This window comes from Xanthomonas sp. DAR33341 (assembly GCF_003992815.1).
GTDB lineage: Bacteria > Pseudomonadota > Gammaproteobacteria > Xanthomonadales > Xanthomonadaceae > Xanthomonas > Xanthomonas cissicola.
Map to the genome: position 1 here is coordinate 76,431 of NZ_QEYV01000027.1, position 25,361 is coordinate 101,791.

The following is a 25,361-nucleotide window of genomic DNA, read 5'->3' on the forward strand; positions in this document are numbered from 1 at the left end:
TGACCATCACGAGCAGACCACCTCTGCAGGCCGCGGCGAGAAAATCGAAGGATCAGCATGCCGCTGCCACAGCAGTGCACGGACGATGCTCCATAAGCGCAACGCAGATTGCTGGATCTCCACGTTGCCCCCAAGGGTCGGCAGGATCGCCGTGTTCGCACTGACGCCCTGGCTCTTGAGCAGGTTGAGATCGGCAACCCCCGCGACCAGGACGCGATCGCATCGCCTGAGCGCACGGATCAGCGCAGGCTCCCAAGGATCGGATGCGGCAACTCGACGCAACAGCACAACGACAACCCGGCCACGATCGAGTTGATCCTCCAGCAGGCCAGCGAACCAATGACCATGATGCAGGATGTCAGGATAATCGATTACCACCGCATTGGTCAGCTGATGGCCGATGACAGGAAGGGAGCGGGTTGCGCAATGGCGCGATTCAGACAGGGAATCCAAGCCTGCCGGCATCGTCGCGCCTGACGATATGATCGATGCGTCGATCTCGAATAGCGCTAACTCGCCAGCCAGGCCGCTGAGCTCAGCGAAGACGCCACCCGAGCCCTGAGCTGGCGAGGAGGGCGCAATCCAGGCGATGAGAGGCGTGGCAGTGCGAATCGGCCGAGCCCACAGGTCGCGAACAAACGCCAGAAGCCGCTGCGCCACATCCGTCCACCGGAAGTGGCGCTGCAGGAGCTGTCGACCACGACGGGTTCGCTCGTTGCGCTGCTCGGCGGGGAGGCGGTGAACTTCGCGCAAAAGTCGGCTTAGCCCCGCCCGGGAGGGTTCAGCCCAGACCGAGTGAGGGAGGCCAAATACCGTTTCAGCAGGCGCGAATGTGTAATCAATCAACCAGGCGGTCTGGTCGTTGCAGAAATCGCATTGACCACCCCACGCAGTGGTGATGACAGCAAGGCCAGACAACATCGCCTCTGCCAATGGCAGCCCGAAGCCCTCGGCCCGGCTGGGCGCAACCATCACGTCGCACTGCGAGTAAAGGCGTTTCAGGCTGGCACTGTCGACATCTTCCTCGATCAGAATCACATGAGGAAAGTCAGCCCGGGCGCGTCGTGCGTCATGCAGCAAACGACGAACCTCGTTCTGAGGGTTGGCGAAGGTCTTGATGATCAGCGACACGTCGTCGCGATCGCTGAAGGCATCGCCGTACGCTTGCAACAGGACGTCCACACCCTTGCGAGGAAGGCAGGAAGACACATGGAGAAAACTGAAACCACGCTGCTGCAACGAAGCACCCTCTGCCGTAGCGATTGATTCCCAGTGATCCACCCCGGCGCCACAGACGCCAAGCGGGATCGCGACCCCGCTGTCCACCAACGTCTTGACCACGTGTGTGGACAGCGCGGAAATGCCTTGGACGAACTCGTTGAAATCGGCAACCCAAGCCTCGGGAACGGCCGATTCTTCCCAGGCATAGGCATGCAGCAGGTTGAAGCGGGAGTCCATGTCGGCAATGCGAGGCGGATACAGCAGCCTGCTGCACACATCGGCCGCAACCGGCGCGCTTCCAGAAGCGCGCGAATGAAGCCGCGCAATCTGCTGATCGGAAGCGAGGAATTCTGGATCGGCGTCGAAGTCTCCCGAGCCATCGGTCGAATGCAGGAGCACATCCAGCCCCTGCGCATCAAGCGCACGCGCCAGTTCACGGTTCACCAGGGCAAGGCTATAACTGCTGTCGAACGGCCCTTCGACACGCCACGAGGGGAGCTGGGGGAGCGGATATTGCCTTCGCAACACGTCGCGCACCAGATCTTCGTTTGCATCCATGGCGACGGCCACTTGCACCAGGTCCGTATCCGCAGGCACGCGGCTGCCGCACGCATGCGCCAAGTCCGTGACGAGCGCAGCACGCGTTTTCTGCAACGCCTCGCTTGTCTCTCGCCAGCCCCACTTGGCGGCCGGATGGAACTGGCCGCAGGCCTCGAACGCATCCAGCGCGCGCGACGCACTGCCTGCCCATGAGAATGCACGGGCGCGTTGTGGCCCATGATGGCGGAGGCTGCGCGCAAAGTCCGTGTCTTCCAGAACGCGCCGCATCGCTCCAGCGATCGCTGCAGGATCGGTCGGATCGAACAAGGCATCGTCGCGCCCGATCACCTCCGGAATGCTACTGGCGCGTGCACCAATCACGGCAGTTCCACAGGCCATCGCCTCGAGCAACGGCAGGCCGAATCCTTCCTGCAAAGAAGGCAGGACGAACAGCTCAGCACCGCAATACAGTTCGACCAGAGACTGATCAGTCACGTGTCCCGTACAGACGATCCGGTCCGGCGACAACTTCAATCGACGCGCAACCAGCGCAAGCCGCGCGCGCTCCAACTCGTCCAGGTCGCCGGTGACCACCAGCTGATAACGTTCCTGCTTCTGTTGACCCAGCAGCGCATAGGCTGCGACCAGAGCCTCCAGATTCTTGCGAGGATCCATTGCCCCGCTGTACATCAAGTACTTGCCGACAATCCCATGCTCGTGCGCAAATCGTCCACGCATCGCGCTATCGACATGGATCGGCCTGAAGATCTGTGAGGCCGCAGACGAGATATTGACCACGCGCTCCGGCGCAACCGACAACCGTTCGATCGCATCGTTCCGAACGTAATCGGAGATCGAGAGCAATACATCGGCCCGCTGCAGCGAGGCGACCTTGTCGGCGTACCATTCTGCAGCCCATGGGGCGGCAATGTATCGCGGATCGTGGAGCGGGATGAGGTCGTACAGGGTCGCAGCAGTGCGTGCCCCCCCCATCCCGCGACCGATGGAGGTCACCGCCCCATCGCTCGCACCCTCGATCACGCTGGTGACGTGGACGATATCCGGCTGCAAGGCCTGCAGGAACGACTCGCGCATATGCTCGGAGGCCGTTCGCCGCCACGCGTTCGCCGGATCGCGCCAATGCACGGGCTGGGCCGTGCGGAACGCCACCACGCGTTCGCGCGGCAACAGAGCGGCCAGCGAATCGATCCCGTCGCTGGCCATGTCGCCATTGACGACCAACCAGAACTCATGCGCGCGCGGCTCACGCAGCATCGCCTCAGCCAGTGCAAGCGAATATCGCCCGATCCCCCTATGCCTGCTGGCGGTCTGGGCTGCCTGTAGATCAATGGCGATGCGCACGACTCAACGATCCCTGGCGGCCATCGCCCGACGCAGATCTTCGTAGATCCGGGCGGCACGCGCAGTCATGCGTCCTTGCGACGCTAGACCACTCGCCCTCCCATTGATCGCCAGGTGACCGGGCCCCATCAGGCCGCCCAGCCCGAAACGTACCCCGAGGCGTTTGATTGCCATGAGCAGGCCCGGTGTCGCTGACAACGCACGCATCAACCGGCGTTTCAGCGACGGGCGCACAAGGACGTAGCGAATTGCCCCAGCCAGGACCGCACGTAGAAACCCGGTGCTCAGCAAAGGTCGCGACGAGCGCGCCTTCATTTGGACGCTGCCAAGCCGCGCGATGGGCGGCAGGTTTCCGTTACCTCGATGTGCTGCTTAGCGCGCAAGCGCCCGCTCCAAATCCCCACGCAAATCCTCCACATCCTCGATCCCCACGCTCAACCGCACCAGCGCATCGCTGATGCCGAGCTGGTCGCGGCGGGCCACGGGAATGGAGGCGTGCGTCATGACGGCGGGATGATTCACCAGGCTTTCCACGCCACCGAGCGATTCGGCCAGGGTGAACAATTCGGTCTTCTCGCAGAAACGCTTGGCTGCGTCGAAGCCGCCCTTGAGGACGATGGAGACGATGCCGCCGAAGCCGGACATCTGGCTTTTCGCGAGCGCATGTTGCGGGTGCGAGGCAAGGCCGGGATAAATGACCTTTTCGATCGCAGGGTGGGTTTCCAGCCATTGCGCAAGCGCCAGGGCGTTTTCGCAGTGCGCACGCATGCGCAGCGGGAGGGTCTTGAGGCCGCGCAAGGCGAGAAAGCTGTCGAACGGGCCCTGGACCCCGCCGATGGAGTTCTGCAGGAACGCCATCTGCTCGGCGAGCTCGGCGTTGTCGCCAACGACCGCGATACCGCCCACCATGTCCGAGTGGCCGTTGAGATACTTGGTGGCCGAGTGCACGACGATATCCGCACCCAGGCTGAGCGGGCGCTGCAGCATCGGGGAAGCAAAGGTGTTGTCGACCACGATCAGCAGGCCGCGCTTGCGCGCGATCTCGGCAATGGCAGCGATATCGACCAGCTTGAGCATCGGGTTGGTCGGGGTCTCGATCCACACCATCTTGGTATCGGGGCGAATCGCCGCCTCGAACGCAGCCGGGTCGGTCAGGTCGACGAAGCTGAAATCCAGGCCGGCAGTGCGGCGACGCACGCGCTCGAACAGGCGAAAGGTGCCGCCGTACAGGTCGTCCATCGCCACCACGTGGCTGTCGGCATCCAGCAACTCCATCACCGTCGAGGTGGCGGCCATGCCGGAGGCGAACGCAAATGCGCGCGTACCGCCTTCCAGCGCGGCGACGCAACGCTCGTAGGCGAAGCGCGTGGGGTTATGGGTACGCGAATACTCGAAACCCTGATGCTCGCCGGGGCTGGACTGCGCATAGGTGGACGTCGCGTAGATCGGCGGCATCACCGCGCCGGTGCTCGGATCTGGCGACTGCCCTCCATGGATCGCCAGCGTTGCGAGCGACAGCGCGCGCTCGCCGTCATGGCTATGAGTGGTGCGATTGGACATGGAGGTTCCCGAAAAAGTGGGCGATTGTAACAAGCAGGTCTGAATGGCCCGTGCCGCGCGTCGCATCCGAGCGCGCGGCGGTGCCGGATTACTGCACGATCACTGCACGCGGCGGCGCAGGTAGTTGAGCAGGTCGATGCGGGTGATCAGGCCAAGGAATTGCGTGCCGTCCATGACGATGGCGACCTGGCCACGGTCGAACACCGGCAGCAGCGCTTCGATCGGCGAAGCCACGTCCAGACGATCCAGCTTGCTGACCATGGCCGTGGAAATCGGGTCGCGGAAGCGGGCTTCGTCGCCATAGACATGCAGCAACACGTCGCTTTCGTCCACGATGCCCACCAGTTCGCCGTCGTCGATCACCGGCAACTGCGACACGTCGTACAACTTCATGCGCTGGTAGGCAGTAGTCAGCAGATCCTTCGGGCCCACCACCACGGTGTCGCGCTTGTTGTACGGGCGCAGGATCAGGTCGCGCAGATCGCCGTGTTGCGGGCGCTCCAGGAAGCCGTTGTCGAGCATCCAGTAGTCGTTGTACATCTTCGACAGGTACTTGTTGCCGGTATCGCAGACGAACACCAGCACGCGCTTGGGCGTGGTTTGTTCGCGGCAATACTTCAATGCGGCGGCCAGCAGGGTGCCGGTGGACGAGCCGCCGAGGATGCCCTCCTTGGCCAGCAGCTCGCGCGCGGTATGGAAGCTTTCCGCGTCGCTGATGGAGTAGGCCTTCTTGACCCGCGAAAAGTCGGAGATATCCGGGAGGAAATCCTCGCCGATGCCTTCGACCAACCAGCTGCCGGACTTTTCGCTGACCGTGCCTTCTTCGATGTACTGGGTCAGGATCGAGCCGACCGGGTCGGCCAATACCAGTTCGGTGTGCGGCGAGGCGCTGGCGAAGGCGCGCGACAGGCCGGTCATGGTGCCGGAGCTGCCGCAGCCGAACACGATGGCGTCCAGCTGGCCGTCCATCTGCGCCAGGATTTCCGGGCCGGTGCCGAATTCGTGCGCGGCCGGGTTGTCCGGGTTGCCGAACTGGTTGATGAAGTAGGCGCCAGGAGTCTCGGCTGCGATCCTGGCAGCCAGGTCCTGGTAGTACTCGGGATGGCCCTTGGCTACATCCGAGCGGGTCAGCACCACGTTGGCGCCCATGGCCTTGAGATTGAAGATCTTCTCGCGACTCATCTTGTCCGGCACCACCAGGATCAACTGGTAGCCCTTCTGCTGCGCCACCAGGGCCAAGCCCAGACCGGTGTTGCCGGCAGTTCCCTCGACCAGGGTAGCGCCGGGCTTGAGATCGCCGCGCCGCTCGGCCGCTTCGATCATCGACAGACCGATGCGGTCCTTGATCGATCCACCGGGATTATTCGCCTCCAGCTTGAGGAACAGCTCGCAGACGCCGGTGTCCAGGCGCTGGGCCTTGACGATCGGCGTGTTGCCAATCAGCTCGAGTACGGAGGAATGAATCGCCATCGGAGTATCGTCGCTGCGCCACGCGGGCTAGACCGGTCATTATCCGACGAACCGCGGGGGAATGCTCATTCAGCATCGAACCGATTGCGCAGGCCGATGAACAAACAGGCTCAACCGGCCGCCGATACGCCCTTCGCCAGGAAACATAGCGCTCCACATAAAGACGCGGACGGTGGCAAGCCGACGAGGAGGCCGCCACCGCCCGCGACGGTGAACTTGTTCTAACGGTGGGGAAGGATCAGTGGGTGAGCTGGTCGTACATGCGGGTGAGCTTTTCTTTGGCTTGCAACTTCTCGCGCTTCATCTGGCCCAAGGTCACGTCGTCGATCGGGAGCACCCCGAGTTCGGCATCCATGCATTTCTTGTTCAATAGCTTGTGGCGTTGGTAGAGCTGCTTGAACTGGGGATCGGACTTCATCAATGCGTCGATTTCGGTCTGCGGTTGCCCTTCGAACATGGCGTTACCTCCTTCACTTAAAACAAGAACGCCCCGGCCAGCGAAGGCACGGGGCGCAGCTTGGGGATGGAAGACCAACGCGTTGCAAAGGCCGACACATGGGCGGAACCACCAACTACTACTCCACCATCTTGTCTCGTTGCGTGCCTCTGCATCACTGACCCGGCCCTCCGTACTTCCCGGGCGGCGAAGTTGCTGCCCGGAGGTACGACCCTACGCCGGTCGCGAAGGGGGTTCAAGACCGAAACGGCCGCATTTGCCGTTCCCTGCCTCAATCAGTGACCGCGGTTCAACCAGGCGTCATGCCCGGATTAAAAGACCTTAACTTCCAATCACTTGCAACAATCGACATCAGGGCGCGACAACGACCTCGGCCGCGCGGGCCTTGCTGGCCGCGCCCTTGGTGCCGCTGACCTGCAGCCGCGACGCCGACACCCCGCCTGCCACCAAGGCATCGCGCAGCGCTTCGGCACGCTTCTTGGCAATGGCCGCATCGGTGTCGAAGCCGACGATGCTGACCCGTCCCTTCTTGCCGATGTTCAGATATTCGGCCAATGCCTTGGCCTGCCCGGCGGCATCCCCGGACAACGCCGCCTTGCCACCGAAGGCGCCACTGCCCAGGGAAAACACTTCGCCGCGGCTGTCGAACTTGGCCGCCGGCAGCTTGGCCCCGGCCACCAGCTCGGCCTCCTCATGCGCCAGCTGCACCGCCTTCTGCTGGGCCGCGTTGAGCTTGGCGGTCTGCTTGCCGGCCACGCTGGTCAACGCCAGCTCGGCGTCCTGGCGGGCGAGCGCTTCCTGTTCGGCGGCCTGACGTGCCTGCTCGGCAGCCTCGGTCTGGATCTGCGCCTGCACGCGCAAGCGTTCGGCTTCCTGGCGCGCCCGTGCCGCGTCGCGGCGGCTGGCTTCGATCAGCAAGTCGTTGCGCGTGCCTTCCAGGCGGTCCAACTCGCGCCGCGCCAGCGCGGTACGGGCGGTGAGTTCGGCGATTTCGACCCGGCGGTCGGCCAGAAACACCAGCTCGTCGCGGTCGCGCCGCTTGGCTTCGGCCAGCGCAGCCACGCTTTGCTGTGCTTGCAGCCGCTCAAAGCGCGCCAGATCATTGGTCTGCGGGTCGTTCTGTAGCGCGGCCAGGCGCCGGTTGAGCGCGTCGGCCTGCGGGTCGTCCTTGGCCGCCATCGCCAGCGGCGGCAACGTGACCAGGCTCAACACACCGAAATACAGCAAGGGGCGCAGTGTCATCGGCCGCCCTCCCCGGTATTGAGGGTGTTCTGCAACTGCGCCACTTCCTTCCTGCGCTGTTCCAGTTGCGCGGTGACCACCGCTTCTTCGCTGCGGGCCTTGGCCAGGTCGGCGTCGGCAGCTGCGCGCAAGGCGATCTGGGGCACCTGCTTGCGCTGGCGTTTGTCCAGTTGCGCCTGCTGGGCCTGCATCAATTCCTGGCGCGCCAGGTTGACCAGATCCGGGGCGTATTGGTCGGCATCGGCCTGGGTGGCGCGTTGCACGGCCTGTTCGGCGGCGGTGAGCTCCGGTGCCACCTGGGCGGCAGCCGGAGAGGAAAGAACCATGAAACAGGCGATGCCGTACAGGGATCGCCGCAAGTATGCGAAGCTAGCCGTCATTAGGGGAGCCGTAGCGAGAAGTCTCGAGCACGGCCATTGTCGGAAGCCTGCGGCGGACTTGCAACGAGACGCTGCTGTTTGTTGGGGAACCATTGCGCATGGATATCGGCTACTTCCTGAAGCTGATGACCGAAAAGAATGCCTCGGACATGTTCTTGACCACCGGCGCGCCGGTGTACATCAAGATCGAAGGCAAGCTTTACCCGCTCGGCAATACGGGGTTGCCGCCGGGGATGGTCAAGAAAATCGCTTACTCGTTGATGGACGAAGGCCAGGTACCGCAGTTCGAGCGCGAGCTCGAGCTCAACATGGCCATCGCCCTGCCGGACGCCGGCCGCTTCCGCGTGAACGTGTTCAAGCAGCGCGGCGAGGTGGGCATGGTGATTCGCGCCATTCGCAGCCGGATTCCCAGCATCGAAGAACTGAACCTGCCGCAGGTGCTCAAGGACGTCATCATGACCCCGCGCGGGCTGGTGCTGGTGGTGGGTTCGACCGGCTCGGGCAAGTCGACCTCGCTGGCGTCGATGATCGACCACCGCAACAGCACCACCACCGGGCACATCCTCACCATCGAGGACCCGATCGAATATCTGCACAAACACAAGATGTCGATCGTGAACCAGCGCGAGGTGGGCCTGGACACCCACGCCTTCCAGAGCGCGCTGAAGAACGCCATGCGCGAGGCGCCGGACGTGATTCTGATCGGCGAGATCCTGGACGCCGAAACCATGGAGGCGGCGATCGCCTTTGCCGAAACCGGCCACCTGTGCCTGGCCACGCTGCACTCCAACAATGCCGACCAGACCATCGAGCGCATCCTCAATTTCTTCCCGGAAAGCGCGCACAAGAACGTGTTGATGAACCTGGCGCTGAACCTGCGCGCGGTCATTTCCCAGCGTTTGGTCAAGGGCGTGGACGGCCGTCGTCGACCGGCCACCGAAGTGCTGCTCAACACGCCGATGATCCGCGACCTGCTGCGCCGCGGCCAAGTGCACGAGGTCAAGCAGGCGATGGAAGAGTCGCTGGAAGAAGGCATGCAGACCTTCGACCAATGCCTGTTCCGGATGGTGAAGTCGGGCGAAATCGAGCAGGAAGAAGCGCTGCGCGCCGCCGACTCGCGCGACGGCCTGGCCCTGAAGTTCCGCCTTTCCGAAGGCGGCTCCGGCGAGCACGACCCGTACGCGGACTACGAAGCGGCCGCGGCACCGAAGATCAGTCACGGGTTCATTTAATCGGTTCGGCGGCAACGAGCGGCGATCTCGCGGCGCCGGGGCTGCTGGCCCTGGTCTTTCAGGGCGACTCTGCGACGGGCCCCTCGTTCGCGATGCCGATGCGACCAGCGCCCTCATCCGGCGCTGCGCGCCACCTTCTCCCGCTTGCGGGAGAAGGGAAGATCGGTGGCCTCCCGCTTGCGGGAGAAGGGAAGATCGGTGGCCTCCCGCTTGCGGGAGAAGGGAAGATCGGTGGCCTCCCGCTTGCGGGAGAAGGGAAGATCGGCGGCCTCGTAGTGCTTTTGGGTGTCGGTTTCGAAGCCTTCGAACCTACGTTACGACGTCGGCCTGGCGTGGTGCCAACAGCCCGAACCGGATGGGTGCCCGCCTGCCCTTCTCCCGTGTGACGGAAGAAGGTGCCCGAAGGGCGGATGAGGGCTGTGACAGCCTTCCCTCAGGCCACCGCGTCGGCCTGCATCTCCGGGCGCGCCGCATCGAAGGCCGGCAACTGCAGGCAGGCCTGCTCGATGCGCCGCAGGGTCGGATATGGCGCCAGATCCACCTCGAACCGGTGCGCGTTGTAGAGCTGCGGAATCAGCACGCAATCGGCCAGGCCCGGTGCATCGCCGTGGCAGAAGCGCCCGGTCTGCGCATCGCGCGCCAGCTGCGTTTCCAGTGCCGCAAAGCCACGCTCCATCCAGCGCCGTGTCCACTGCTGGCGTCGTGCGCCATCCAGCGCGAACTCGCGCTCCAGCACCTGCAGGACGCGCAGGTTGTTGAGCGGGTGCACATCGCAGGCGATGAGCTGCGCCAGTGCGCGCACCCGGGCGCGTTCGGCAGGCGCGCGCGGCAGCAGCGCCGCGGTGTCCGCGAATGCTTCTTCCAGATACTCCAGAATCGCCAGCGACTGCGCGATCACCACAGCGCCATGCCGCAACGTCGGCACCAGTTCCTGCGGATTGAGTTGCGCATAGGCCGGCGCGTGCTGCTCGCCCCCGTCACGCACCAGATGCACCGGCTGGGCGATGTAGTCCAGCGCCTTCAGCCCCAGACCGATGCGCACGCGATAGGCCGCGCTCGAACGCCAGTACGAAAACAGCTCCAGGGCCGCGCTCATGCGCGACCGCCCGCCGTCGCTGCACCGCAGGTCATGGCAGCGGCTGCCGCTCGACGCGCTGTTCGATCGCACCGAAGATGCTGGCGCCGCTGGCATCGAACATCTCGATCCGCACCACGTCGCCGAACGCCATGAACGGCGTGCTGGGCTTGCCGTCGCGCAGCGTCTCGACCACGCGTTGCTCGGCAAAACACGAGGCGCCCAAGGTGGTGTCCTGGTTGGCGATGGTGCCCGAGCCCACAATCGTGCCGGCCGACAGCGGACGGGTCTTGGCGGCGTGGGCGATCAACTGGGCGAAGTCGAACTGCATGTCGTTGCCGGCTTCGGGAGCGCCGAACCAGGCGCCGTTGACGTGCGTCACCAGCGCCAGATGCAGCTTGCTGTCGCGCCAGGCATCGTCCAGCTCGTCGGGGGTGACGAACACCGGCGACAGCGCCGAACGCGGCTTGGATTGCACGAAACCAAAGCCCTTGGCGAGCTCGGCCGGAATCAGGTTGCGCAGCGAAACATCGTTGACCAGCCCGACCAACTGGATGTGCGCTACTGCCTGCTCGGGCGAAGCGCCCATCGGCACATCGTCGGTGACGACCACAATCTCCGCTTCCAGGTCGATGCCGTAGTCCTCGCTGATCACCTTGATGGCATCGCGCGGGCCATAGAAGCCGGCGCTGGTGGCCTGGTACATCAGTGGGTCGGTGTAGAAGCTTTCCGGCACTTCGGCATTGCGCGCGCGGCGCACCCGCTCCACATGCGGCAGGTAGGCGCTGCCGTCGACGAACTCGTAGGCGCGCGGCAACGGGGCGGCCAAGGCCTGCACATCCAGATCGAACACACCATCGGCGCTGCCGTCGTTGAGCGAGCCCGACAAGGCATTCAGGCGCGGCGCCACATTGCTCCAGTCTTCCAGCGCGCGTTGCAGCGTGGGCGCGATGCCGGTGGCGCGCACGGCGGTGCGCAGGTCGCGCGCGACCACGACCAGGCAGCCGTCGCGACCGCCTTCCTTCAGGGAACCTAGCTTCATGACCATCCTGTGCTGTGCTGTGGCTGATCGGACGATTGTACGGCCTGCCGCAACAGTGGTTGCAACTGAAACAACTGACCGTGGCCACAACCGCGAAACCGCGGTTTTGTGCAGCGCGCCAAACGCGAGTACACTTGCCGGGTCTGCATGCGGCCGTCCGTTTCCCTTAGGGATAGCCGGCGAGGCCAGGATCGATCGATCCGCTCGCCCGCCCCACCCGACGCCTTTCGTGGTGCCGACAAACCCATCGCTTCTTGATCGGGTTGATCCACCATCTCGCAGCGCGGTTCACGGGAACGCTCCGAGCCTCACTTTCTTGCATCTGCAATGCGTTTGCGCTCCGGGCTTGGCTTGGCGGCGACGCTTTACTTGGAGCTTCCTGATGTCTTTTGAATCCCTGGGCCTTGCGCCCTTCCTGCTGCGCGCGCTGGCCGAGCAGGGCTACGAAACCCCCACCCCGATCCAGCAGCAGGCGATCCCGCTGGTCCTGGCCGGTCACGACCTGCTGGCCGGCGCGCAGACCGGCACCGGCAAGACCGCTGCCTTCGGCCTGCCGCTGCTGCAGCACCTGGGCACCGCGCCGCAGACCGTCAACGGCCCGCGCAAGCCGCGCGCGCTGATCCTGACCCCCACCCGCGAACTGGCCACCCAGGTGCACGACAGCCTGCGCGGCTACAGCAAGTACCTGCGCATCCCCAGCGCGGTGATCTATGGCGGCGTGGGCATGGGCAACCAGCTCGATGCGCTGCGTCGTGGCGTGGACCTGCTGATCGCCTGCCCGGGCCGCCTGATCGACCATATCGAACGTCGCAGCGTGGACCTGTCCGGCATCGAAGTGCTGATCCTGGACGAAGCCGACCGCATGCTCGACATGGGCTTCTTGCCCTCCATCAAGCGCATCCTGACCAAGTTGCCGCGCCAGGATCGTCAAACGCTGCTGTTCTCGGCGACCTTCGAAGAGAACATCAAGCAGCTGGCGCTGGAGTTCATGCGCAACCCGATGCAGATCCAGGTCACCCCGAGCAATACCGTGGCCGAGAGCATCACCCACCGCGTGCACCCGGTCGACGGCGCGCGCAAGCGCGATCTGCTGCTGCACCTGCTGGCGCAGGATAGCCGCGAGCAGACCCTGGTCTTCGCCCGTACCAAGCACGGCAGCGACAAGCTGGCGCTGTTCCTGGAGAAGTCCGGCATCAAGACCGCGGCGATCCACGGCAACAAAAGCCAGGGTCAGCGCATGCGTGCGCTGAGCGACTTCAAGGCCGGCCGCGTGACCGTGCTGGTGGCCACCGATATCGCCGCGCGCGGGATCGATATCGATCAGCTGCCGAAGGTCATCAACTACGATCTGCCGATGGTGGCCGAGGACTACGTGCACCGCATCGGCCGCACCGGCCGTAATGGCTCAACCGGCGAGGCGATTTCGCTGGTGGCGCAGGACGAAGCCAAGCTGCTGCGCCAGATCGTGCGCATGCTGGGCCGCGATGTGGAAATCCGCGACGTGCCGGGCTACGAGCCGCAGACCCCGATCCGCTGGGGCAACAGCGCGCCGGGTCGTGCCGAGCAGCCGGGTGGCGATCGCGCGCCGCGCAAGAGCCATGCCCGTCGTCCGCACGGCGATGCACCACGTCAGGCGCACGCGCATGCCGGCCCGAAGAAGCCGGGTGGCCAGCGCAGCAACGGGCCGCGTCAGGCCAACACTGGCGCGGGCGCAGGCCGGCGCGATGGTGGTCGTGGTGGTCAGCGTCCGAGCGGTACGCGCTGAATCCTGCGCGCCGGCACGTCCGGCGCCAGGTTGGCGTTGAACTGAAAAGCCGCCCTTCGGGGCGGCTTTTTTCGTGGGCGCACTGCAGCAACCGCGCTGTGGCGAACCGGGCCGCGTGCAACACGCATCGTCCACGCCTGGCGGCCGTGGCGTCATCGCTGCCATGCAGTGCTGCCAGTCGTGCTGTGCAGCAGCGCCAAGTCAGCCTTCGATCAGCGCAGTATTGCGATCGATCGCCTCGCGGTAGCGGTCCAGCACTGCGGCGGTCTGCACGATGTACCGGCTCAGGTCCTCCCATCGGCGGTCTTCCAGCGCTTCGCGGATACCGGGCAAGGTCTTGACCTCGTAACCGGTGGCCAGACCGGGGGCGTAGATCAGGTTGCGGTACCACGGCCGGCCCGGCAGACCAGCCTCGGCCAGCAGGGTTTGATCGATGCGCTGCAGCGAGGCGTTGAGCTTGCCGCGTACGTGCGCATCCAGATTGCCTCCGCGTGCGGCCAATGCCGTGTCGTAACGCTTGGCACTGTCCTGCAGGCGCGTGATCGCCTGATCCAGTGCAGCGAAATCGATCTGCGGCACCGCCGCTTTCGGCTCGGGCGCACGCTGCGGCCGGTTCGGGTTATCCACCGCCGCGTAGGCGCCGGCCTGCAGCAACTCGGCCTGCGTGCGCGCCGCAGTGCGGTCGCTGTCTGCCTGTTGTTTGAGCTCCTGCGCATAACCGGCCACCGCATCGGCGAAGTCGCCGAAACGCTGCGGCAACACCGGTGCGTTGGCGACGCGCAGGACCGTACGGCCCACGGTTTGCGACAACAGCGGCAGATAGGCGAACTGCGGATCGATGAAGCGTGCGAAATAATCGTAGGAGTCGTACAGCGAGTGATAGACACCACTGCCTCCGCCCTGCCCGCCATAGCCCAGATCCAGCGTGGCCAGGCCCAGATGCTGCAGGAAGGGGCTGTAGTCGCTGCCCGAACCGAGCGCCTTGAGCGGAATGTCGCCGCCGCCCGCAGCGGTTTTTGCGATGTCCTTCTGCGCCGGCTTGGCGGCGGGTGCCAGTGCGTCGATGCGCGCACGCGCGCGCTGACGTTCGAGCACGCTCACGCCGCTGTCCGGGTCCTGCACGTCGGCCGCCACGCTGTTGACCAGGCGTTGCAACGCGTGACTGCCACCGGCGTTGAGAAAGCCGCGTCCATTGCCGTCGGTGTTGACGTACAGCACCGCTTTGCGTCGCAGCTCGTCGGCGTGTTGCTCGGCCCACTCGGTGGAGCCGAGCAGGCCGGCCTCTTCGCCATCCCAGCTGGCGTACACCAGCGTGCGCTTGGGACGCTGGCCCTGTTTGGCCAGCTCGCCAATCGCCTTGGCTTCGGCCAGCAGCGCGGTGGTGCCCGATAGCGGGTCGGCCGCACCGAATACCCAGCCGTCGCGGTGATTGCCGCGCACCACCCATTGGTCTGGATATTCACTGCCGCGCAAGGTGGCGATGACGTTGTAGATGGTCTGGCTGCCCCAGTCGGCATCCACCTTCAGATGCACGCGTGCCTTTGCATCGCCGCCGATGCGATAGGTGATCGGCAAGGCGCCGCGCCAGTCTTCCGGTGCTACCGGGCCGCCCAACGCGGCCAGCAGCGGCTGTGCGTCGCCCCAGCTGATCGGCAGGGTCGGGATCTTCAACACGCTGCCGGCCTGTTCGATCTTCAGGCGCTTGGCGCCCTTGCTTGCGCCCACGCCCGGCGTCAGCGGATCGCCTGGGTAGATGGCGAAGTTGGCAACCGAGCCGCGTTGCACGCTCCACTGATTGCGCGCCGGTCCATCGGGATAGGCCTGATCCTGAAAATAGCCGTCGTCGCGCGGATCGGAATAGATGATCGCTCCGATCGCGCCATGCTCCTGCGCCAGCCGCGGCTTGAGCCCGCGCCAACCCTTGCCGTAGCGCGCAATGACGATCTTGCCGCGCACATCCACGCCGTTGCGCGCCAGCGCTTCGTAGTCTTCGGCAATGCCGTAGTTGACGTAGACCAGGTCGCCGGTGACATCGCCGTTGCCGCCATAGATCACGTACGGCGGCAGCACGTGTTCGGTCTGCGTGGAGGTGTTGTCGCCTGCCAGCGGCGGCTCTTTCAAGCGCGCGATATAGGGCTTGGGGCCAAGCAATTCCAGCTGCGAGCTCCTGGGCGACGGCCACAGCACCTCGAAGGTTTCGATCCGCGCATCCCAGCCGTAGTCGCGCAGGCGCGTTTGCAGATCGCGGGCGTTTTCCAGGTTGTGCGGTGCGCCGACCTGATTGGGCGCCGACGACCATTGCTTCAACCAGCCACGATAATCGGCGTCCTTCAGCCCGTCGTCGAAGCGTGCCTCCAGCGCGCGTTGCGCCTGGGCGGCCGCGGCGTCGTAACCGGGCAGCGCGCCCGCGTGAGCTGCAGGTTGTGCGGCCGATTGCGCGGCTACAGAAGGTGCGGCCAGGGCCATGGCGATCAGCCAGGCATGCTGCGAAGAAGTCATTGTGAGTCCTTGAAGAAAGGGTTCGAGGCGAAGCGCGATTAGTCGTTCAAAGCGATGGCAGGCAGGCCACCATCGCACGAACGAGGTCGCGAACCTGACGGTGCAGCGGGCGGTGGCGCGATGGCGGTGTTAGTGGCAACTCTCCATCACGCGCATCGGCGCTGCGTGCGCGAATCAGAACCGGTAATCCACCCCCACCGTGAAATAGCGGCCGCGCAAGTCGTATTGGGTGAAGTCGTAAGGCGCGCGAATCCCGGGGAACGACGCATCGACCGGCGGCTGCTTGTCGGCCAGATTCTCGATCTTGGCGTACAGCGTGAGCGCGTCGATGCCGGTGTAGCCCAGATACAGATCGAACTGGTTGTAGTCGCCCACGCGCGACTGCACGGCGCTCGCTGCCGCGCTGGCCTTCTGGTCGTAGCCGCCGGTGTAGTACCAGGTCAACGCGGCACTGATGGTGCCCAGATTCCAGTCCAGCGTGGTGGTGGCCTTGTTGCGGGGCAGCGACGGGCCGAGATTGCTGCCGGCGTAATCCTGCAGCGGGCCACCGACCACGGTGGGCCGACGGTAATCGCGGACATGCGTGTAAGCCGTATTGAGCCCGAAGTTGCCGGCCGCCTCGGTGCGCCAACGCTGGCGCAGTTCGACATCGATTCCGGAGGTGCTGAGCTCGCTGAGATTCTGATAGCGGTTGTACACCGCCACCAGGGTGCCGCGCTCGTTGCGCACGACATCGGCCGGATTATTGTTCTGCACGATGGTGGCGTTGTTGCCGGTGCCGACCAGGTTGTCCAGTTCGATCTTGTACCAGTCCACGCTCAGGCTGGTCTCCGCCCATGGCGACAACACCACCCCCAGATTGTAGCTGCGGGTGCGCTCGGGGTCGAGCGCGGTGTTGCCGACAGTGAAAAAAGTCGGGTTCTGGCGCGAGCCCGGCACATCCGGATCGTAGGGATCCACCACCGAGCCGTAGGAAATATTGGTGCTGGCCGCATTCTCCGACAGCGACGGCGCACGAAAACCGCGCGAGGCCGCCGCGCGCACCAGCACCGCATCGAGCGGTTGCCAGCGCAAGCTGGCCTTGGGCGAAAATGCATCGCCGAAATCGCTGTAGTGATCGCCACGCCCGGCCAGTTGCAGCTCCAGCGATGGCAGCAGCGGTACGTTGACTTCGGCATACAGCGCCGACACCTTGCGCTCGCCGTCCACCGCAGCAATTGCCGGGCGGATCTGCAGGCCTTGATCGATCTGCAGCGGATTACGCGACACCAGTTCTTCCTGCCGCCACTCGGCACCGGCGGCGAACCCGACGCTACCGGCCGGCAGCTCGAACAGATTGCCCGACACCTTGGCATCGACACCGCGCAAGGTCGATTGCGCAGGCCGCAAGGTGCTGAGGTTGATGCCATCGATCACCGCCTGCGGTGTGACCGCTGGATCAAGCAGGTTGTAGCTGCCGTCGGCCAACGCCTGCGCCAAGGTGAAGCGGTTGGCAAAACCGCCGGACACGGTTTCGTGCTCGGTGCTGCGTGCGGCGAACGCCGCCGCCTCCCAGTCCCAGCGTTCGGTGGTGCCGCGCACGCCACCGAGAAAGCGGTAGGACTGCGAGCGATTGGTTTTGACCGTCTGGCCCAGGTCGAAGAAGGTGTATTCGATCGGCACCGCCGTGCCGTACGGGTTGTAGGGGCTGGAAGCCGGCAGCAGGTTGGAGACCGGCTCGGCCAGACCGGTGCTGGCGTTCAACGCAAAGCGGCCGCCTTCCAAGGTGAAGTACGGGCTGGAGCCGAAGATCGACACGCCCTTGACCTCGCTGTAGAGCGCCTCGCCGAACGCTTCGACAGAATCGCTGAGCCGGAAGGTGGCGTTGGTGTAGGCCTGATAGCGCTTGGTGGAGGGAATCAACGTGGTGAACGGCGCCTGGTTGAAGCCGCAGGTGTCGCCGGCCAGCCCGTCGATCGGCGCGCTGGCGGTCAGCACCGTGCCGGCGGGGCAGTTGCCCTGCGCATCGAGCATCGGCACCGAGCGGCCGCCGACCAGGTAACGTGCGCCCTTGGCCGACCAGCCATTCCAGCGCCCGCCCGGCAGATCGCTATAGATGCCCGAGCGGGTCAGTGCGCGCTGGTCCTGATCGAGACGGTCGCGGTTGTAGGCGTCGAAGCTGAAAAGGATGTTGTAACCGTCGCTGTCCAGATCGCCGATCCCGCCGACGAATTTGGCACGCTGCGTGTCCATGCCGCCCTGATCGGAGGTACCACCGCTGAGGCCCAGTTCGGCGCCCTGAAAATCCTGTCGGGTGATGATATTGACCACGCCAGCCACCGCGTCGGAGCCGTACACCGCCGAGGCGCCATCCTTGAGCACTTCGATGCGCTCCACTGCCACCAGCGGCAGCGCGTTGAGATTGACGAAGGTGTCGCCCAGGCCATTGGCGGGAAAGCCGTAATTGGCCAGGCGGCGACCGTTGAGCAGGACCAGCGTGTTCTTCTGCGACAGCCCGCGCAGGCCGATGCCCGCCGAGCCGGACGCCCAGCCGTTGTTGGTGGTTTCATTGGTGGCGTTGCCGGTGTTGGCCGAGATGGAACGCAGCGCGTCGGCCACGGTGACCTTGCCGGACTGCTCCAGTTGCTGGCGGTCGATCACCTGCACCGGGTTTGGGCCTTCGCTGTCGCTGCGCTTGATGTTGGAACCGGTGACGCTGACGGTAGCCAGGGTCTTGCCGGTGGCGGGTGTTGCCTCGTCCGCATGTGCAAGCGGAATCAGCACCGACAACACGGCAAGAGACAGCAGATAAGGCATAGGGCGCTTCACGCACGGCATCCACGAACAGGGGGGGCCGTGCAGTGGGCCATGTACGCTTTACTAACAAAAATTACATATCTTCATACAGATATGCGTCACGGTGACACACGCTGACACACGAGGACGTTGCCAGCGCACCGGACCTGGCCCGTTGCTGCCCTGACCTATCGCGTGCAAGCGGTCGCCATCGCCTGGAAATGCGAAAAGTACTGCAGCGTTGCGCGTGCCTTGGGCTCCATACGGCCCGGCGCACTTACAATGCCGCGCATGGATATCTTCAAAGTCTTTACCCTCGAAGCCGCGCACCGGCTTCCCAACGTGCCCCCTGGGCATAAATGCGCGCGCCTGCACGGCCATTCGTTTCGCGTCGAGCTGCATGTCAGCGGCGAACCCGGCGCCGAGACCGGCTGGATCATGGATTTCGGCGACATCAAGGCCGCTTTCCAGCCGATCTACGACCGCCTGGACCACCATTACCTCAACGAAATCGAGGGACTGGAAAACCCCACCAGCGAGCGCCTGGCGATCTGGATCTGGCAGCAGCTCAAGCCGGCGCTGCCGCAGCTGAGCGAGATCGTGGTGCATGAAACCTGCACCTCCGGCTGCCGCTACCGCGGCTGAGCGCACGGCGCACTTGTGTGACCTGACGCCGCCCGCTGGGGCGGCTTCGTCGTTTCCGGAGCCAGCTAACCGGTTGATATGCAAGCACTTTGACAGCTGTTTCGAAAATCTTCAGCAAACGTGTTGCATCGCAACAATATGAGTGTATGCTGCAACGCAACAAACGGTCACGGCTTTCCCCAAGGGGTTCGCAATGTCGGCGCAGTTCGAAAACAGTTTCACCAGCCAGTTCGCTTCTGCCGCAGCACGTGCCAACCAGTTGGCATTGGAAACGCTGGAACGCAACGTCAACGCAACCAGCAGCTTTTTCGGCGAGTTTGCGCAGGCACGCGATCTGGGCGCGTATCAGACGCTTTGGCCGAAAGGCCTGCAGGTAGCGCGCGACAACCTGGAACGCTTGGCCTCGGTCAACCAGGAAGTGGTCGGGCTTGGATTGAAGATGTCCAGCGAGCTTGGGCAGTTTGCCAAGCAACAGTTCGAAAACGGCAGCGATCAGGCCGGCGCATCAGGCAAGACCCGGCGTAAGTAAGCGCCAATAAAATTCAGCGTCTTTGCATGGGTCCCTCCCCCCGTGCAATCCGGCCCGACAGATCCCTCCCTCTGTCGGGCTTTTTTATTGCCTGCGCAAGCGCGCCGTGCCAGCTAGCGCGGCAACTGCAGCCCGTGCGCCTGGGTGGCAGCGTCGGCGCCCGGGCGCCACGGGATCCGGCCCCAGTACGGCATCGCCAGGCGCTGGCGCAGCATGCCGATGTTCTCTTCGATGCGCTCCATCTGCGGATCCACTTCATTGGCGATCCACCCGATGCACTGCAGCCCATCGGCAGCAATGGCAGCAGCAGTGAGGCGCGCGTGGTTGATGCAGCCCAGCCGCACGCCGACCACCAGCACCACCGGCAGCTGCAAGGCGCACACCAGATCGGCTTGATCCAGCGTCGCACTCAGCGGCGCGGCCCAGCCACCGACGCCTTCCACCACCACCACCTCGGCCTGCGTGCGCAATTGTGCGAAGGCCTGCACGATCGGCTCCAGCGCCAGCGTCACGCCGACCTCAGCTGCTGCCAGCTCCGGTGCCAGCGGCGCCGGCAAGGCGTAGGGATTGAGCACGGCGTAATCCGGCTGAGGATCGCTGGCCGCCTGCAGCGCGAGCGCGTCTTCGTTGCGCCAGCCGTGGGGCGTGTGTTCGCAGCCGCTGGCCACCGGCTTCATGCCGACGGCGCGATGGCCGCGTGCGCGCAACGCGTGCAACAGCGCGGTGCTGCCCATGGTCTTGCCGATGCCGGTATCGGTGCCGGTGACATAAAAAGCTGGATGCTGCATACGCCTGATCCTGCGGCCGCGCCGCCATTGCCGTGAGGGCGCGCAGCATAACGTGCACACCGGATCCATGGCTGAGGCCGGTTGTTTCTCGTTTGCCTGCGGGAGCACGCTGCCTACGTGCGCGGCCCTGGCTGCCTTGGCCGATGATGGCGATTCAGCGGTGGAACCAGCTGGAGCAGATGCCGATGTCCGCGGTCGGGCACGCGAGATAAGAGCGCGGTGTCGAACATGCATACCGCAGCATTCTGCATGTTGTGATGCCCGCGGGTCGGAGCGCCCTGCGGATGGCAGCTCTTGCGCGTTCCCCGCCCGCTCGCAACCACGCTGCAAGACGGCCACTGCTAAACTTTGCCGATGTTCACCACCTCTTCGCTGACCGGCAGCAAGCCGGAACAATATGCCCAGCTCACCGCCCAGGCCCAGGCACTGGTGCACGGCGAGCCGGACCGGATCGCCAATGCCGCCAATCTGGCCGCGCTGATCTTCCATTCGTTGCCGTCGCTCAACTGGGCCGGCTTCTACTTCTACGACGGCCGCGAGCTGGTGGTGGGGCCGTTCCAGGGCCTGCCGGCATGCGTGCGCATTCCGCTGGACAAGGGCGTGTGCGGTGCGGCTGCCAGTACCCGGCAGAGCCAGCGCATTGCCGATGTGGACGCGTTCCCTGGGCATATTGCCTGCGATTCGGCATCGCGCTCGGAGCTGGTGATTCCACTGGTCAAGGGCGATGCGCTGATCGGCGTGCTGGACCTGGATAGCCCGGAGCTGGACCGCTTCGATGCCGACGACCAACGTGGCCTGGAAGCCGTTGCGCAACTCTTCGTAGACGCGCTGGCGTGACCACCGAGCGGATGCGCAACATCGGCCCGAAGAGCGCGGCGTGGCTGCGCCAGGTCGGGCTGCGCACGCAGCAGGACCTGCAAGCGGTCGGTGCGGTGGGCGCATTCGTCAAGGTGCGCCGCGCGGGCTTCAAGCCCAGCCTCAATCTGCTGTATTCGCTGGAAGGTGCGTTGGCCGATTGCCATTGGCAGGACGTGCCCGAAGCGCGACGCCATGCCTTGCTGGCCGAATACGAAGCGGCCAGCGCGCTGCTGCCGGTGCGCGGCCGCGCCATCGGCGGACCGGTGGAAACCGTGCATTACGCGCGTGCCGACGACGATATGCACGGCGATGCGGACACTGCAGCCGATGACGCCGCGGAGACGGCACACGACGACTGAGCGCGCGGCGTGCGGCACCGTCCATGCGGCGCGTGGCGTCAACGCGCGGCGGCGTCCCGCAGCGTGGGTGCGAGCGAGGCACCCAGCGTCTGTCCGTGCGTAAGACCGGGAAGCGGCCGATAGTCGGCCTTGATGCCCGGTAACGAGGACAACAGCGCGACGAGCTTGGGGACTGCGTGCGGATCTGCGCGTGGCCTTCCGGACCGCTCGGTTGGCATGGCGCGTGCTGCTGGGTTGCGTGTGGGAGGTTCGCCCTCGCCTGCCATCACCGTCACGCTCCGCAATACCTGCGGCGTGTATGCGTCTGTCGCTTGCGCAGCATCCACCAGGCGGTGCGCCTGATCGACGATGAAGCCATCGCCCCACCATAGCGACGGATCCACCGCGACGTAGTGTTGAAACAGCTGCGGCTGCGTCAGCAGCATGTGCAACACGAACAGCCCACCGTACGAGTGGCCCCACACGGTCTGCCGGCGAGTGTCCACCGCCACGCGCGCCTCCACCTGCGGGCGAATGCGCGTCGCGATCAGTTGCGCGAACGCGGCCGCGCCGCCGGTTCGACGTTGCGGATTCAACGGATCGGTCTCCACGCGGCCATCGCCGTAACGCGCGGGCGTGTAATCCAGGCTGCGGCCGATCGCATCGATGCGTAGCGCGCTGTCATCGGCAATGAACACCAATACCGGTGCATCGCCGTGCGTGGACAGGCTGTCGAGCAGATGCGCGTCCAGCTCCATCAATGCCGCGTTGCCATCCAGCAGATACACCACCGGATAACCGGCCGCCGGCGGTGGCGTTTTTGGCACGGCGATCCGTATGCGATACCGCCGTTGCCCATCGGCAGCCGTCAGTCGCAGCGCGCTGAACGCATAGGACGCACTGGCACGGTCGGCAACGGTGCTGCCGATCGTGCGAGACAGATCCGGCTGCGCGAGTGCCGGCGTGGCACACACGAGCCATAGCGACATGCAAACCCAAACGGTCCACCGATAGCGATGCATCGAAGCTCTCCTCACGCGCACCGCCCGCCCGGCAGCGGCAGCGTTGTGGTGGCCAAACATCAGAAACCAAAGCGCAACGTCGCCCAATACGCGCGCCCCGGTTCGTTATAGGTGGCGGCGCCTGCTGCACCACCGGTGTTGTTGGTGCCCTCGCGAAACAGCCGGGTGTCGAACAGGTTGTCCACGCCCACGCCGAGGCTGACCGTGCGGGTGACGCGGTAGCGCGCACTGATGCTCCATACATCGTAGGGCTCGCGCGTGTCGGAGGCGATGGCGCCGCCGCTGGTGCTCGACTGCGTGGCCGATTCCTGCTTGCCGTAGAACGTGCCGGCGAGCAGCAGCGACAACGCTTGCGTCGGTTGCCAATCCAGCGTGGTGTTGACCGTGTATTCCGGGATCACCGACAGCGGCTGACCGGTCGCGGTGTTCTTGTTCTCGATCATGTAGGTGATGTTGCTATTCCACTTCAACACGCGACCCTGCTCACCCAGCAACGGCAGGGTGAGATTGCCTTCCACGCCCTGCACGATCGCCTCCGATGCATTGGTCCACTGAAAGACCTGCCCGCGTCCATCGGCGGTGGTGCCGACCGGCACCAGACCGGCGACGATCTTGTCGTCGTACGCGTTATGGAAGTAAGTCAGCGAGGCATGGTGGCCGCTCTGCGGTGCCCACTCGATGCCGATCTCCTTGTTGATGCTGGTTTCCGGATCGAGGGTGTCGTTGCCCTGGATATAGCAGCCCGAACCGAGGTTGGGGAACAGCACCGGGCAGCCATTGCCGCGCGTGTAATACAGATAATTGGTGTTGGACTGATACAGGTTGGGGGCCTTGAAGGCGCGCGCGATGCCGCCCTTGAGCAACCAGTCTTCGCTGAGCCTGTACTGCACGTTGAGACTGGGGCTGAGGTTGTTGCCGAACTGACTGTGGTGATCCAGGCGTACGCCTGGCGTCAGCGTCAGCCGCTCGCTGGCGTAGATGTTGTCTTCCAGATACACGGCACTGAGCGAGGCTTGGCTGCGTGGACTGCGCGTGCCTGCATCCAGACCGGGGAAGCCGCCACCGGCGCTCACCGTCTGCGACATCGAATACGCATCGTTGAGACGGCTCTGGCGGCGCTCGAAACCGAATGTCAGCACCTGTTCGGCCCATGCCTGCAGTGGCAGGTTGAACTCGCCGTCGATGTTGAGGTTATCGAGCGTGGCGGTGGAATCGAGCAGGTTGGCGGCGATGGAGCCTTCCGGGCCACCGGCCAGGCCTTCGTTGAGGCGGGTGTTGTCGGTGCCTTCGTAGGCAGCGGTGAGGCGCGAGGTTCCCAGCGCCCAGGTGCCGCGATGGGTGAGCGAGAACGTGCGGCGCAACATGGTGTTGGTTTCGCTGCCGAACAAGGCAGTGAGATCTGCGCCGGCCAGACCATCGGCGCTGACCGCGCGATCGCCCGCATACAGATTGCCCTGGCGGCTGAAGCCGGCATCGAGTTCGATCACTTGCCCTTCCATCGGATCCCAGCGCAACAGGCCATTGATGTCCTTGTTGCGCACGCCCTCGCGTCCGGCCGGCGGCACTGCGGCGGCGTTACTCGCAAAGCGGCGATTGAGCTCCAGCGAATCCGGATCGGTCTTGTTGAGATTGCCGTACAGACGGAACGAAAACGTGTCCGACAGCGGGCCACTGAACTGGAATCCGGTGCGATGACCACCGCCTTCGGCGCTGTGCTGCGGGACCAGACCGAACAGCGTCATCGCACCAGTCAGATCGCCGGTGGGTCTCTTGGTGATGATGTTGACCACGCCACCGGAGGCGCCCGAGCCATACCGCGCTGCCGCCGGGCCGCGCAGCACCTCGATGCGCTCCACCACATCGGCCGGCACCCAGTTGGTGTCGCCGCGTGTATTGCGCTCGCCACTACGCCCCATGCGCACCGCATCGCGCGATCCCACCGGCTTGCCATCGACCAGAATCAGCGTGTTTTCCGGCCCCATGCCGCGCAGATCGATCTGGCGGTTATTGCCGTACTGCCCGGAGGCACTGTTACCGGTGAGATTGACGCCCGGCATGCTGCGCAGCAGCTGCGAAAGATCGTTGACCGGCGGGCGCCGTTCGATATCTTCGGCGGTGATGACCGAAGTACCCAGCGCCTGGCGCGCAATCTGCGCTGCAGTAACGTGCACGGTGTCCAGCGATTGCGGATCGGCGACAGTGTCTTCGGCGGAAGCGCTGAAGATGCAGCTGCCGCAACCCACCGCAACGGCCAGCACCAGCTGACGATGGGACAAGATGGGACAATGTGCAGGCACGGGCATCCATGGCCGGCGTGATGCGGACATTTTCAAACCTCTCGACAGGAGATAGACCTCTGGCGACGGCTTGAGGTGAGACGGTGGGGGTGCTGCGTGCAGCAGGCTCACGACGCGTGTGCGAGGCAGTGCAGCAGTCAAGATTGTCCGGGCATTCTACACAGATGCGATTCATTCTCAAATCGAATCGTGATGATGGCGCAGCCGCATGCCGGCAGTGCAGTCCTGCGGCACCGCATACAGTCACGTCCGGCGCACGCATCG

General features: G+C 64.8%; 19 protein-coding genes and 1 pseudogene. 7 read left to right on the forward strand and 13 right to left on the reverse strand.

What is annotated here, in order from left to right; all coding sequences use genetic code 11:
- Positions 1–6: 6 nt before the first annotated feature.
- The 6 genes from EO156_RS12590 to EO156_RS12620 form a co-directional block, all read right to left on the reverse strand.
- Positions 7–3,123, reverse strand: a complete 3,117-nt coding sequence (locus tag EO156_RS12590; protein ID WP_026007293.1) for a glycosyltransferase — start codon at positions 3,121–3,123, stop codon at positions 7–9.
- 372 nt (positions 3,124–3,495) lie between these two features.
- Positions 3,496–4,683 carry a cystathionine gamma-synthase gene (locus tag EO156_RS12600; protein ID WP_016851452.1) on the reverse strand — a complete coding sequence of 396 codons (1,188 nt, stop codon included), beginning with the start codon at positions 4,681–4,683 and terminating at the stop codon, positions 3,496–3,498.
- Between the two features lie 99 nt (positions 4,684–4,782).
- A complete protein-coding gene (locus EO156_RS12605; RefSeq protein WP_005914756.1) occupies positions 4,783–6,153 on the reverse strand; it encodes a pyridoxal-phosphate dependent enzyme in 1,371 nt (456 codons plus the stop codon).
- A 238-nt stretch (positions 6,154–6,391) separates the two neighbouring features.
- Positions 6,392–6,610, reverse strand: a complete 219-nt coding sequence (locus tag EO156_RS12610) for a YdcH family protein (protein ID WP_003484103.1) — start codon at positions 6,608–6,610, stop codon at positions 6,392–6,394.
- Positions 6,611–6,961: 351 nt separating this feature from the next.
- On the reverse strand, positions 6,962–7,852 hold the full coding sequence (locus EO156_RS12615; protein WP_016851453.1) for a membrane protein: 891 nt from the start codon (positions 7,850–7,852) through the stop codon (positions 6,962–6,964).
- Positions 7,849–8,232, reverse strand: coding sequence for a DUF4398 domain-containing protein (locus EO156_RS12620; RefSeq protein WP_005914753.1), 384 nt, complete (start codon positions 8,230–8,232; stop codon positions 7,849–7,851). Before EO156_RS12620 ends, EO156_RS12615 begins: the two co-directional genes overlap by 4 nt.
- 98 nt (positions 8,233–8,330) lie before the next feature.
- On the opposite strand from EO156_RS12620, the gene EO156_RS12625 reads away from it, so the two are divergent.
- On the forward strand, positions 8,331–9,464 hold the full coding sequence (locus EO156_RS12625) for a PilT/PilU family type 4a pilus ATPase (protein WP_003484093.1): 1,134 nt from the start codon (positions 8,331–8,333) through the stop codon (positions 9,462–9,464).
- 433 nt (positions 9,465–9,897) lie between these two features.
- Here EO156_RS12625 and maiA read toward each other — a convergent pair whose 3' ends face one another.
- Positions 9,898–10,560 carry a maleylacetoacetate isomerase gene (maiA, locus tag EO156_RS12630; protein ID WP_016851570.1) on the reverse strand — a complete coding sequence of 221 codons (663 nt, stop codon included), beginning with the start codon at positions 10,558–10,560 and terminating at the stop codon, positions 9,898–9,900.
- Between the two features lie 31 nt (positions 10,561–10,591).
- Positions 10,592–11,581 carry a fumarylacetoacetate hydrolase family protein gene (locus tag EO156_RS12635; RefSeq protein WP_016851569.1) on the reverse strand — a complete coding sequence of 330 codons (990 nt, stop codon included), beginning with the start codon at positions 11,579–11,581 and terminating at the stop codon, positions 10,592–10,594.
- 382 nt (positions 11,582–11,963) lie between these two features.
- On the opposite strand from EO156_RS12635, the gene EO156_RS12645 reads away from it, so the two are divergent.
- Entirely contained in the window at positions 11,964–13,346 is a 1,383-nt protein-coding gene (locus EO156_RS12645) for a DEAD/DEAH box helicase (RefSeq protein ID WP_003484084.1), read from the forward strand.
- A 201-nt stretch (positions 13,347–13,547) separates the two neighbouring features.
- Here EO156_RS12645 and EO156_RS12650 read toward each other — a convergent pair whose 3' ends face one another.
- A complete protein-coding gene (locus tag EO156_RS12650) occupies positions 13,548–15,845 on the reverse strand; it encodes a transferrin receptor-like dimerization domain-containing protein (RefSeq protein ID WP_016849431.1) in 2,298 nt (765 codons plus the stop codon).
- Positions 15,846–16,019: 174 nt separating this feature from the next.
- On the reverse strand, positions 16,020–18,641 hold the full coding sequence (locus EO156_RS12655; RefSeq protein WP_016849432.1) for a TonB-dependent receptor: 2,622 nt from the start codon (positions 18,639–18,641) through the stop codon (positions 16,020–16,022).
- Between the two features lie 270 nt (positions 18,642–18,911).
- Here EO156_RS12655 and queD point away from each other — a divergent pair, with 270 nt between their 5' ends.
- Both queD and EO156_RS12670 read left to right on the forward strand, forming a co-directional pair.
- Entirely contained in the window at positions 18,912–19,265 is a 354-nt protein-coding gene (queD, locus tag EO156_RS12665) for a 6-carboxytetrahydropterin synthase QueD (protein WP_003484074.1), read from the forward strand.
- Positions 19,266–19,458: 193 nt separating this feature from the next.
- Positions 19,459–19,794: a phasin family protein gene (locus EO156_RS12670; RefSeq protein WP_003484072.1), complete on the forward strand. Its 336-nt coding sequence runs from the start codon at positions 19,459–19,461 to the stop codon at positions 19,792–19,794.
- A gap of 113 nt (positions 19,795–19,907) precedes the next feature.
- Here EO156_RS12670 and bioD read toward each other — a convergent pair whose 3' ends face one another.
- Positions 19,908–20,582, reverse strand: coding sequence for a dethiobiotin synthase (bioD, locus tag EO156_RS12675; protein WP_005926566.1), 675 nt, complete (start codon positions 20,580–20,582; stop codon positions 19,908–19,910).
- Between the two features lie 67 nt (positions 20,583–20,649).
- On the opposite strand from bioD, the pseudogene EO156_RS24610 reads away from it, so the two are divergent.
- The 3 genes and pseudogenes from EO156_RS24610 to EO156_RS12690 all read left to right on the forward strand — a co-directional run bounded on the left by EO156_RS24610 (position 20,650) and on the right by EO156_RS12690 (position 21,799).
- Positions 20,650–20,927 (forward strand): annotated as a pseudogene (locus EO156_RS24610) (hypothetical protein).
- Between the two features lie 9 nt (positions 20,928–20,936).
- Positions 20,937–21,419, forward strand: coding sequence for a GAF domain-containing protein (locus EO156_RS12685; RefSeq protein WP_016849433.1), 483 nt, complete (start codon positions 20,937–20,939; stop codon positions 21,417–21,419).
- Positions 21,416–21,799: a TfoX/Sxy family protein gene (locus tag EO156_RS12690; RefSeq protein ID WP_003484065.1), complete on the forward strand. Its 384-nt coding sequence runs from the start codon at positions 21,416–21,418 to the stop codon at positions 21,797–21,799. Before EO156_RS12685 ends, EO156_RS12690 begins: the two co-directional genes overlap by 4 nt.
- A 38-nt stretch (positions 21,800–21,837) precedes the next feature.
- On the opposite strand, the gene EO156_RS12695 is transcribed toward EO156_RS12690, so the two are convergent.
- Both EO156_RS12695 and EO156_RS12700 read right to left on the reverse strand, forming a co-directional pair.
- Entirely contained in the window at positions 21,838–22,800 is a 963-nt protein-coding gene (locus EO156_RS12695; protein ID WP_026006905.1) for an alpha/beta hydrolase-fold protein, read from the reverse strand.
- 59 nt (positions 22,801–22,859) lie between these two features.
- Positions 22,860–25,103, reverse strand: coding sequence for a TonB-dependent siderophore receptor (locus EO156_RS12700; protein WP_026006906.1), 2,244 nt, complete (start codon positions 25,101–25,103; stop codon positions 22,860–22,862).
- Positions 25,104–25,361: the final 258 nt, after the last annotated feature.

Excerpts from the sequence above, each read along its gene's own strand:
- EO156_RS12645 (WP_003484084.1), top strand. The coding sequence starts at position 11,964 with ATGTCTTTTGAATCCCTGGGCCTTGCGCCCTTCCTGCTGCGCGCGCTG.
- EO156_RS12600 (WP_016851452.1), bottom strand. The coding sequence starts at position 4,683 with ATGTCCAATCGCACCACTCATAGCCATGACGGCGAGCGCGCGCTGTCG.
- maiA (WP_016851570.1), bottom strand. The coding sequence starts at position 10,560 with ATGAGCGCGGCCCTGGAGCTGTTTTCGTACTGGCGTTCGAGCGCGGCC.
- EO156_RS12695 (WP_026006905.1), bottom strand. The coding sequence starts at position 22,800 with ATGCATCGCTATCGGTGGACCGTTTGGGTTTGCATGTCGCTATGGCTC.
- EO156_RS12700 (WP_026006906.1), bottom strand. The coding sequence starts at position 25,103 with ATGCCCGTGCCTGCACATTGTCCCATCTTGTCCCATCGTCAGCTGGTG.
- EO156_RS12625 (WP_003484093.1), top strand. The coding sequence starts at position 8,331 with ATGGATATCGGCTACTTCCTGAAGCTGATGACCGAAAAGAATGCCTCG.
- EO156_RS12615 (WP_016851453.1), bottom strand. The coding sequence starts at position 7,852 with ATGACACTGCGCCCCTTGCTGTATTTCGGTGTGTTGAGCCTGGTCACG.
- EO156_RS12605 (WP_005914756.1), bottom strand. The coding sequence starts at position 6,153 with ATGGCGATTCATTCCTCCGTACTCGAGCTGATTGGCAACACGCCGATC.
- EO156_RS12685 (WP_016849433.1), top strand. The coding sequence starts at position 20,937 with ATGTTCACCACCTCTTCGCTGACCGGCAGCAAGCCGGAACAATATGCC.
- queD (WP_003484074.1), top strand. The coding sequence starts at position 18,912 with ATGGATATCTTCAAAGTCTTTACCCTCGAAGCCGCGCACCGGCTTCCC.
- EO156_RS12670 (WP_003484072.1), top strand. The coding sequence starts at position 19,459 with ATGTCGGCGCAGTTCGAAAACAGTTTCACCAGCCAGTTCGCTTCTGCC.
- bioD (WP_005926566.1), bottom strand. The coding sequence starts at position 20,582 with ATGCAGCATCCAGCTTTTTATGTCACCGGCACCGATACCGGCATCGGC.
- EO156_RS12620 (WP_005914753.1), bottom strand. The coding sequence starts at position 8,232 with ATGACGGCTAGCTTCGCATACTTGCGGCGATCCCTGTACGGCATCGCC.
- EO156_RS12610 (WP_003484103.1), bottom strand. The coding sequence starts at position 6,610 with ATGTTCGAAGGGCAACCGCAGACCGAAATCGACGCATTGATGAAGTCC.
- EO156_RS12635 (WP_016851569.1), bottom strand. The coding sequence starts at position 11,581 with ATGAAGCTAGGTTCCCTGAAGGAAGGCGGTCGCGACGGCTGCCTGGTC.
- EO156_RS12650 (WP_016849431.1), bottom strand. The coding sequence starts at position 15,845 with ATGACTTCTTCGCAGCATGCCTGGCTGATCGCCATGGCCCTGGCCGCA.
- EO156_RS12655 (WP_016849432.1), bottom strand. The coding sequence starts at position 18,641 with ATGCCTTATCTGCTGTCTCTTGCCGTGTTGTCGGTGCTGATTCCGCTT.